An 8,441-nucleotide genomic window follows, 5' to 3' on the forward strand; every position below is an offset into this window, starting at 1 on the left:
AACTCCCCTTACCCCCCTTCTATCGGATCTGCCCCGTGATGAGGAACTGATAGGTGGTAAGGCGTCTGTGGTTCGAGATGAGCCATGAGGATTTTCCTTATTGCCAGGTCCGGTGATAGGCGCCCAGCGTGGTCTGACGCCCTTCCGACACCTTGCCCAATTCCCGGAGCCATTCGGCTTTGGGGACGTAAGCGGCTGGATTGCGCCGACAGGCGTCAATCGCGGCCCGCCAAACCTTGGTGACCTGAGTCACATAGGCCGGACTGCGCTGGCGGCCCTCAATCTTGATCGCGGCAATGCCCATGGCCTGCAACTCCGGCAACAGTTCCAGGGTGTTGAGGCTGGTCGGCTCCTCAATCGCGTAGTAAATCTGATCGCCGACCGCGAAGCGGCCCTTGCACAGGGTCGGATAACCAGCCGGTTCGCCGGGCGCGTAGCGGTCCATTAACAACCCGCCCAGCCGGCTTTCCAGCCCCTGCGGCGTTTCCTCCCAGCGCACCGCCTTGGCCGGCGAACAGACCCCGCACATATTGGGCGATTCGCCAGTGACGTAGGAGGACAGCAGGCAGCGGCCTTCCACCATGATGCACAAGCCGCCGAAACCAAAGACTTCGATACCCACCGGGCTGTGCTCCAGCACATGCCGAACCTGGGGCAGCGACAGCACCCGAGGCAACACCACGCGGCGGATGCCGAAATGCTCGTGATAGAAGCGGATCGCTTCATAATTGGTGGCTGAACCCTGCACCGATAGATGCAGTGGCAGTTGCGGATGCTGGCGGCTGGCGTAATCCAGCACGCTGATATCGGCGGCAATCACCGCGTCCACGCCGAGTTCCGCCGCCTGATCCACCGCGCTCCGCCACCGCTCCCAGCCATCCGGTTGGGGAAAAGTGTTGAGCGCGACGAACACCCGCCGACCTCGGGTATGGGCGTACTGGACGCCTTGGGCCGCTGTCTTGGCGTCGAAGTTCAGACCGGGAAAGTGACGGGCGTTGGTGTCGTTGCGGAACCCGATGTAGACGGCATCGGCGCCTTGGTCCACGGCGGCCTTGAGCGAGGGCAGATTGCCGGCGGGACAGACCAGTTCCAGCGATTTGGACGGGAGCGATGGGGTAGACGCGAGCATAATGACAGGGGTCCTTGGGAAAGCGGATAGAACTTTACTTGTTCTATTTTAACATCAACCTGACGATTAAATCCTAGCCAAACTGGCCGTCAACTCTGGGTTTAATCAGCATCGGTGAATAGATAATCACGAAGATCAGAAATGCCGCAATCCACAGTATTTGGGAAACCAGCACCCAAATCAGATAGAAATCTGCGGCAATCAAAGGCAGCGCCACTCTGAATAGGCTTCCCGCAATCAGCGCCGCCAACGCGATGGTGACTGCTACAGATGGACTTTTTACATCCCTGCCAGTATGGCCGAGCGAGACGCGAGCCATCATGCTCAGAGTCGCAATGCCTATCCCGCCAAAGCTAAAAGCGTGGATCGCCAGCAGTTTGGACAGATTGAAGAACGGGAGCAACGCCATGAGTAAAAAGCCTACATCGATCAATAGGAAGGCGATGAATAAGCTCCATAATAACGGCTGTTTCCAGATTCCAACAGTATGCCAGCCTACCAGCCGGACCGAGGTTATAATAAACAGTCCCATTGATAAAAGAGCGGATATTGGCTGATTGCCAATAAATACTTCGACGATGAAAAACACTAGGAACAAAACGAGGCTCGATAAATCCAGCCATTTCGAGTTCAATAGTTTTACCGGATAGCCAACGCCCACCTCGACAAAAAATGGAATTAATCTTCTCCCCATCGTGAGCATCAGTCCAATGATCAAATAAAGTCCGCCGTAGATGCCAATATAGACGCCATTTTCGATGAATCCAGCCGCTCCAAGGTAAAAACAGCTATTTCCAACGGCCAATAATGCCAGCTTTGCCATGATTCCCATTTGCTTCCATTGCCTAACCTTGAACACAGGGTAGGCTACGGCAACGATCAGGCTCAGTATGAACAGAATATCCAGCGTTGCAGCGAGGCCCATAAAGCATGTTCCGAAGAAAAACAGGATTCGCGGAATAGCCCACAGGGCAAATAATCCCAACAGACCTAATCCGTAAAGAGTCTGTACGCCCGTCCAGTTTTTAACTGCGGTTAACAGGAATCCGGCAATCACCGCCACCGCGAATCCATAGATCATCTCGTGGGCGTGCCATTGAAAGATGGAGATACCTTCAATTTGCAAAGGCAGTTGAAAAGCGTAGACCCCCATCCAGAGGGCAACAGACACTATCGCAAACAGGGCTGCGCCCAGGAAAAAGGGGCGAAATCCCAGGTTCAATAATGCTATTTTGGATAATGGAAGTTGAGTGCTATCAGTCGTTGACGATGTCATTGGCGGCTCCAGGATGAGGGGCGAACGTGAAACCCCGATAAAATACGGCAACCCTTGCCAGCATGACCTTGACGTGCATCAAGTTTCCAATCCTTGATCCACGGGCTGCTGACTGAACAGAGGATGCGGGAGAGACCCATGCACACACCTATTGATGTTGGCGGGATGCTGGCTCGGTTGCCGCTGTTTCAGCAATTGCGCGACGGTGAAATTCTCAGTCTTGCGGCAGGGACACGCGAAATCGAACTGGCGAAAGGGCAAATGCTGTTTCAGAAAGGCTACTTGCTGGATGGTTTTTACGTCGCCGTGAGCGGCCAGATCAAGCTGGCGTTTTCCTCGGCGCAGGGCAACGAAAAAGTGGTCGCTCTGATTGGGCCGGGCCAGTGTTTCGGCGAGGCCATCATGTTCCTGGAAAGGCCCAGTCCGGTTTTTGCCCAAGCGCTGGTGGATTCTCGCGTGTTGCACATCGCCAAACGGAGTATTTTCGCAGCGATTAACGGCGATAGCGCTTTTGCCTGCCGCATGTTGGCGGGGCTGAGTATGCGGCTGCACGGTCTGGTTCAGGATGTAGAAGATTACTCGCTGCGATCTTCCACCCAGCGGGTCATCGGGTTTCTGCTGCAATTGGTCAGCGCTGCCGCCAGTGGCGCTACTGAATGTGAACTGCCCGCCAGTAAACATGTCATCGCCTCGCGGCTGAATCTGACGCCGGAAACTCTCTCACGAATACTGCACAATCTGGCTGAATTTGGGTTAATTGCGGTGAAAGGTAAAAAAATTACAGTGCTGGATGCGGAACGGCTAAAACGGTTTAATCCCTAAGCGAGACACCCGCAAAACCCGCCGCCTGTCCCGAAGTCAGTGTACCCAATTCGTAAAGCTTGACCGCCATTGCCATCCGCGCCCGTGCTTGGAAATCCGACGTTCGATATGATCTGGAGACAACGGCGGAACGCTGTCGACTCTTAGCTCAATGGAGAAGTTAGATTTCATCCGTTATTTGCTCACCGGACCACATAACAAGACCTTTCAATCGACCTTGAAGTGCCTCAACAAGATAGTCATAGGTATGAATCCTAATATTTAAATCTGCTACCATTTGACGGCGAAGTTCCGTCGTTCCATTTCGAAGCTTTGCTCTACGTCCGATCAAAATAATACCTTGAAGATTCGGACTGATATTGGTTAAACCTAGGCCATTCTCAATTTTTAGACGAGCGGCATAGTTCTGATTTTGCAGGAGCCATGCACGCCAATCTTGGATTTGCCGTATCGCATGATTGAGATATTGAGACGGATCGCCATTCTTGTTGAACATTGGCTTCAGTGGACTTTCTAATTCAACTGCTTGCCATTCGTGCCCGAAAGAGTGCTTTTCGGCAATTAGAAAGTCCGTAACGTGTTCGGAGCCAAGTTTTTGTTTGGGAATTACCCATCGTCCGTGACCTCCGCCCAAGTGCTGAATCAAGAACTTTGGATTCTCCTGCAAAAACTGCTGGATATCTTCCTCGCGCTTGGCGCAATCAAGAACCACAATGAGACTCGCGATGTCTTCAGGTGCGATTCGATCCCAGCATACAAAATACTCATTCAGGGGATCATTACGCCTAGCTTGGGCGCGGACTTCTTCGGCTGACTGGAAGTGCATAGTGTGTCTTGATGAAACCTAGCAGTGCAATAGACAAAATTAGTTACGACCATCAGCCCACCGATAACCCATAGCGAACCGTTAATCACGCATCAAGCCCCGCTTTTCCAAGTGCGCCTTCCTACCGGCGCTCGAACGCCTCTCGCAACAACCGCTCCATGGTTTCATTCCAGCGCTGGCGCGGGCGCTGTTGCCAGAACCGGGCATCAGGCCGGCAATCGAATTTCTGCTTATAAATCGCCAGCGCCGCCACTACCGCCCCCAACCCGAACGCCAGAATCGGATTAGGAATACCGGCGAACGGCAACACCAGCAGCATCAGCAAGACAAAGCCGGCAATCCAGCCCCACGGGATATAGTGAAAATAGCGAATATCGAACTGGCTGCCTTCGCGGTGAATGCTCACTCGCATCGGCCAGTCATCCTGGGTCAGATGGGCGCGGCGGCGCAATTCCAGCCGGTTTCCCTCCTCGGCGGCGATGACAAAATCCTTCAGCAATAGCGCATTGCGAAACTGTTTCAGTTCAGCATCGCCGCCTTGCACCGTGGCCTGCGTCACTCGCCCCAAATGGCGAACCGCTAATTCAGCTTTCATCAGACTTTGATCCATCCACCGTAATCACCACCTTGCCGGTGGATTTGCGCGTAACCACCTGATGCAGCGCTTCTACCGCCTGTTCCAGCGGATAAGTCGCCGAGATATGCGGCTGGATCGCCCCGGCCACATACCATTGCAGCAGGATTTGAAAGCTCTCGGTCATCACCCGAGGATTCAGTTCCGCATAAGCCGGCCAGTTTAGACCGATCACATCCACGTTCTTGACCAGCAAATGATTGGCGGGAATCTGCGGCACCGTGCCGCCGGCAAAACCAATCACCAGAATTCGACCCTCGAAGGCGACGCAGCGTAAGGACGCCGTGAATAAATCGCCGCCGACCGGATCGTAAATCACATCAGCGCCCCGCCCATCGGTCAGCGCCTTGATCCGCGCCCGAACATCTTCGTAACGGGTATCCACCAAATGATCGGCGCCGTGTTGCCGAGCGACATCGAGTTTTTCCGGGCCGTTCGCCGTGGCAATCACCATCGCGCCCAGTTGCTTGCCGATGGCGACTGCGGTCAGACCAACTCCGCCTGACGCGCCATGCACCACCAGCGTCTCGCCCGCCCGCAGCTGCGCCCGATGCCACAGGGCGATGTGCGAAGTGCCGAACACGATAGGAAAGGCCGCGCCGTGTTCATAGGACATCACCGCCGGCATGGCGACGCACCGGTTGACGTTGACGGCCACCTGTTCGGCGTAGCCGCCCTGCGGAGTGAGCGCGATGACCCGATCCCCGATGTTGAACCTGGCTGCGCCCTCACCCACCTCCACAATCTCGCCCGCCACCTCAAAGCCGGGGCTGAACGGCGGCTGCGGCTGGGCTTGATACTGACCCCGGGTAATCAAACTGTCGGCAAAGTTGACCCCGCAGGCGTGAACCCGGATGCAGACTTGTCCGACAGCGGGTATGGGTGCGGGAAGTTCTTCGAGGGCCAATCCTTTGATACCCGTGAGTTCGCGGCAAACAATCGCTTTCATGGTCGCAACTCCCGAATTTTTCGGATAAAAAAGGGGCGCACGTTGAATGCGCCCCGCACCGTATCTCACTCACTCAACGATGATTTTGCGCACCACATCGGTCATGGAGATCACGCCGACCGGCTGGCCGTTCTCAGTGACCACTAAGCGATGCATCCGCCGACCGGTCATCAGGCTCACGGCATCGCTGAGCAGCATCTCGGCATCGCAGGTCGCGCAACCCGGCGTCATGATCTCGCGCGCCAGCATCGCCCGCGCCTGTTCCGAGGTCCGGCCCTGCCGCGCTAACACCATGTCGGTCTGCGACACCACGCCCACCGCTTTGCCGCCCTCCATCACCACCACCGCATGAATTTCGCTGTCGATCATCGTCTTCGCCACCTGAGCCACGGTGTCGTCCAGCTCGCAGGCGACGATGCCGCGATGCATCAAGTCTTTGACCCGGGTGCCATCGTCGCTGATGGTGATCGCCTCGGCCTCGGCGATGCTGGGCAGCGGCTCGGACAGCGGGTACGGCGCCGGGGTGGTATGCACGTCGCCCTTGGGCAGGGTCGGATGCGGAATCGTCACTGGCGGCTTACCGCTGGCGCCCAGGCCAAACTCGGTGGCGCCAATCAGCACCGACATGTTGCCGTGCGGATGCTTGTTGTCGTGCATCAGTTGATGCGCCACCGGCAGTTCTTCATAGGTGAAGGCCCGCGACATGCAGGGATCCAGCAACCCGCGCACCGCCAGTTCGTTCATCTGATTGGACTGCTCGCCGTTGGCGAAATGCGAGCCTTGCAGGCGCTTCTGCCGCATCCACAGGTAGCGTAAATCCACCGTGGCGTTGTAGCCGGTGGTGCCGGCGCAGACCACCACCATCCCGCCGGTGTCGCAGACGAAGATCGAAGAGGGGATCGTGGTTTCACCAGGATGTTCGAATACGATGTTCGGGGCGCGCTTCTCGCCCAGCACTTCCCAGATCGCCGCGCCGAATCCTCGCACTCCTTTCAGCCACTTGGCATAACCGGCGTTGTCCTTCCAGTGCGGCAACATGCCCCAGTGGTCGAAGCGGTTGCGATTGATGCAGCCCTTCGCCCCCAGTTTCATGCAGTAATCGAACTTGTCCTCGCCCGACACCATGGCGACCGGCGTGGCGCCCGCCGCCTTGGCAATCTGGATCGCCATCGACCCCAAGCCGCCGGCTCCGCCCCAGATCAGCGCCACATCGCCTTTTTTGATCTCATGGGTGTCCCAGCCGTGCAGCATCCGCCAGGCGGTGGCGGCCACCAGCACATACGCCGCCGCTTCCTCCCAGTTCATGTGCTTGGGCTTGGGCATGCACTGCTGGGCCTGCACTTTGGTGAACTGGGCGAAACTGCCGTAGTTGGTTTCGTAACCCCAGATGCGGAAAGTCGGTGAGTACATCGGATCGCCGCCGCTCTTGACCCAGGAACAGTTGCGATCCCAGGTGCCGCAGTGCATCACCACCTCGTCGCCGACCTTGACGTGGGTCACGTCCTTGCCGATTTTGTAGACGATGCCGGAGGCGTCGCTGCCGCCAATGTGGAAGTCTTCTTTTTCGCCGGCCTTGTTGCGGGCGGCGATGACGTTGACTGGAATGCCCAACCCGGCCCACACGTTGTTGTAGTTAATCCCCGCCGCCATGACGTAGACCAGCACTTCGTCATCAGCGATGCTCGGCACCTCCACTACTTCCTGCTGGAACGCCTCCGTCGGTTTGCCGAAGCGCTCGGCGCGAATCAGCCAGGCGTGCATTTTCTTGGGAATCAACCCCAAGGGAGGCATTTCACCGAGGTTATAGAGTTCTTTCGCCATTTTTTTCATTCCTCTCTGTCAGGGTCGTTCTCAAAGGCACTGGGGAAAAATGTTGGTGTTCTCTAATTTTCTTGCCGCAGGACGCGCGCGCGCAGAGCCTCGTATTCCGCAATCGGCGAACGGCGACGCGACTGACCCATCAAGGTCGCAAACAGCGCGTCTTCACCACCCAACCGATGGATTCCGTAGCGACCAAACTCCTCGCGCAAATGTTTAACCAGCCACTCCGCCTGGCAACGCTGGCGGCGGGCCGTGAATTGCCCTCGTTCCAGCAGCCAGTGGCGGTGCGCGTCCAGCGCGTCGGCCAAGGGTTCGATGCCGCTGCCCAACGCCGCGCTGGCCGACAGCGCCGGTGCCTGCCAACCATCGGCGTCGGTGCGTCGTCCCAAGGTGTTGCGCAAATCAGACAAGGTTTTGCGCGCCGCCAGGCCGATATCTTCCTTGTTAACGACAATCACATGCGGCACTTCCATGATGCCGGCCTTGAGAAACTGGATGCTGTCGCCGGAAGCGGGCTGAGCCACAAAACAGGTGGTATCGGTCATTTTGGAGACATCAATCTCCTTCTGCCCGACCCCGACTGTCTCCACCAGCACGATGTCGAACGCGGCCAGCATCGCCAGACTCATCGGCCATACTTCGGCGCTTAGCCCGCCGAACTCGCCGCGACAAGCCAGCGAGCGGATGAACACTTCGCGATCCGCGCCACTGGCGTGCATTCGCAGCCGGTCACCCAGCAACGCTCCGCCGCTGATCGGGCTAGACGGGTCTACCGCCAGAATCGCGACCTTCAAACCCCGCCGCCGCCACACCTGAATCAGCGCAGCGGTCAGCGAGGATTTGCCCGCGCCTGGTGGGCCGGTGATGCCGATCAGGTGGCCGCCAGTCTCCAGTTGTTCCGCCGGCAAACAATCCAGAAACTCGGCGGCGCATTGGCGGGCCGCTGGCCGACGGGCATCGAAGATCGGAAGAGCGTCGTGTAGG

At 57.3% G+C, this 8,441-nt stretch carries 8 protein-coding genes and 2 pseudogenes; 1 reads left to right on the plus strand and 9 read right to left on the minus strand.

Annotated features, from left to right (window positions below; all coding sequences use genetic code 11):
* Positions 1–97: 97 nt before the first annotated feature.
* Both ubiU and BN874_RS21750 read right to left on the minus strand, forming a co-directional pair.
* On the minus strand, positions 98–1,093 hold the full coding sequence (gene ubiU, locus BN874_RS21745; protein WP_034437080.1) for a ubiquinone anaerobic biosynthesis protein UbiU: 996 nt from the start codon (positions 1,091–1,093) through the stop codon (positions 98–100).
* Positions 1,094–1,202: 109 nt separating this feature from the next.
* Entirely contained in the window at positions 1,203–2,405 is a 1,203-nt protein-coding gene (locus tag BN874_RS21750; RefSeq protein WP_034437072.1) for an NnrS family protein, read from the minus strand.
* A 138-nt stretch (positions 2,406–2,543) separates the two neighbouring features.
* On the opposite strand from BN874_RS21750, the gene BN874_RS21755 reads away from it, so the two are divergent.
* On the plus strand, positions 2,544–3,227 hold the full coding sequence (locus BN874_RS21755; protein ID WP_034437073.1) for a Crp/Fnr family transcriptional regulator: 684 nt from the start codon (positions 2,544–2,546) through the stop codon (positions 3,225–3,227).
* Here BN874_RS21755 and BN874_RS26285 read toward each other — a convergent pair.
* The 7 genes and pseudogenes from BN874_RS26285 to BN874_RS21780 all read right to left on the minus strand — a co-directional run.
* A pseudogene (locus BN874_RS26285) lies at positions 3,217–3,321 on the minus strand (UPF0175 family protein); the annotation flags it as partial. The gene BN874_RS21755 and the pseudogene BN874_RS26285 overlap by 11 nt on opposite strands.
* A gap of 66 nt (positions 3,322–3,387) precedes the next feature.
* Entirely contained in the window at positions 3,388–4,053 is a 666-nt protein-coding gene (locus BN874_RS21760; protein ID WP_034437075.1) for a Shedu anti-phage system protein SduA domain-containing protein, read from the minus strand.
* Positions 4,054–4,174: 121 nt separating this feature from the next.
* The gene (locus BN874_RS21765; RefSeq protein ID WP_154725075.1) at positions 4,175–4,648 is read right to left on the minus strand and encodes a hypothetical protein; all 474 of its coding nucleotides are present in this window, start codon (positions 4,646–4,648) and stop codon (positions 4,175–4,177) included.
* Complete coding sequence (locus BN874_RS21770; RefSeq protein ID WP_034437078.1) at positions 4,638–5,636, minus strand: NADPH:quinone oxidoreductase family protein; 999 nt, start codon at positions 5,634–5,636, stop codon at positions 4,638–4,640. The genes BN874_RS21765 and BN874_RS21770 overlap by 11 nt, the downstream gene beginning before the upstream one ends.
* 69 nt (positions 5,637–5,705) lie before the next feature.
* Positions 5,706–6,065 (minus strand): CBS domain-containing protein, encoded by a 360-nt coding sequence (locus BN874_RS25950; protein ID WP_230314522.1) that lies wholly within the window; start codon positions 6,063–6,065, stop codon positions 5,706–5,708.
* Between the two features lie 159 nt (positions 6,066–6,224).
* Positions 6,225–7,457 (minus strand): annotated as a pseudogene (ccrA, locus tag BN874_RS21775) (crotonyl-CoA carboxylase/reductase); the annotation flags it as partial.
* Positions 7,458–7,519: 62 nt separating this feature from the next.
* Positions 7,520–8,441 (minus strand): ArgK/MeaB family GTPase (locus tag BN874_RS21780; protein ID WP_051498199.1); only part of this gene is annotated, 922 nt, incomplete at its 5' end.

Source organism: Candidatus Contendobacter odensis Run_B_J11 (genome assembly GCF_000531125.1).
In the GTDB taxonomy this organism is placed as follows: Bacteria; Pseudomonadota; Gammaproteobacteria; order Competibacterales; family Competibacteraceae; genus Contendibacter; species Contendibacter odensensis.

Bases quoted from the DNA above. Each gene is read 5' to 3' on its own strand.
- BN874_RS21750 (WP_034437072.1), bottom strand. From the start codon at position 2,405: ATGACATCGTCAACGACTGATAGCACTCAACTTCCATTATCCAAAATA.
- BN874_RS21755 (WP_034437073.1), top strand. From the start codon at position 2,544: ATGCACACACCTATTGATGTTGGCGGGATGCTGGCTCGGTTGCCGCTG.
- BN874_RS21760 (WP_034437075.1), bottom strand. From the start codon at position 4,053: ATGCACTTCCAGTCAGCCGAAGAAGTCCGCGCCCAAGCTAGGCGTAAT.
- BN874_RS21765 (WP_154725075.1), bottom strand. From the start codon at position 4,648: ATGAAAGCTGAATTAGCGGTTCGCCATTTGGGGCGAGTGACGCAGGCC.
- BN874_RS21770 (WP_034437078.1), bottom strand. From the start codon at position 5,636: ATGAAAGCGATTGTTTGCCGCGAACTCACGGGTATCAAAGGATTGGCC.
- BN874_RS25950 (WP_230314522.1), bottom strand. From the start codon at position 6,065: ATGCATCGCGGCATCGTCGCCTGCGAGCTGGACGACACCGTGGCTCAG.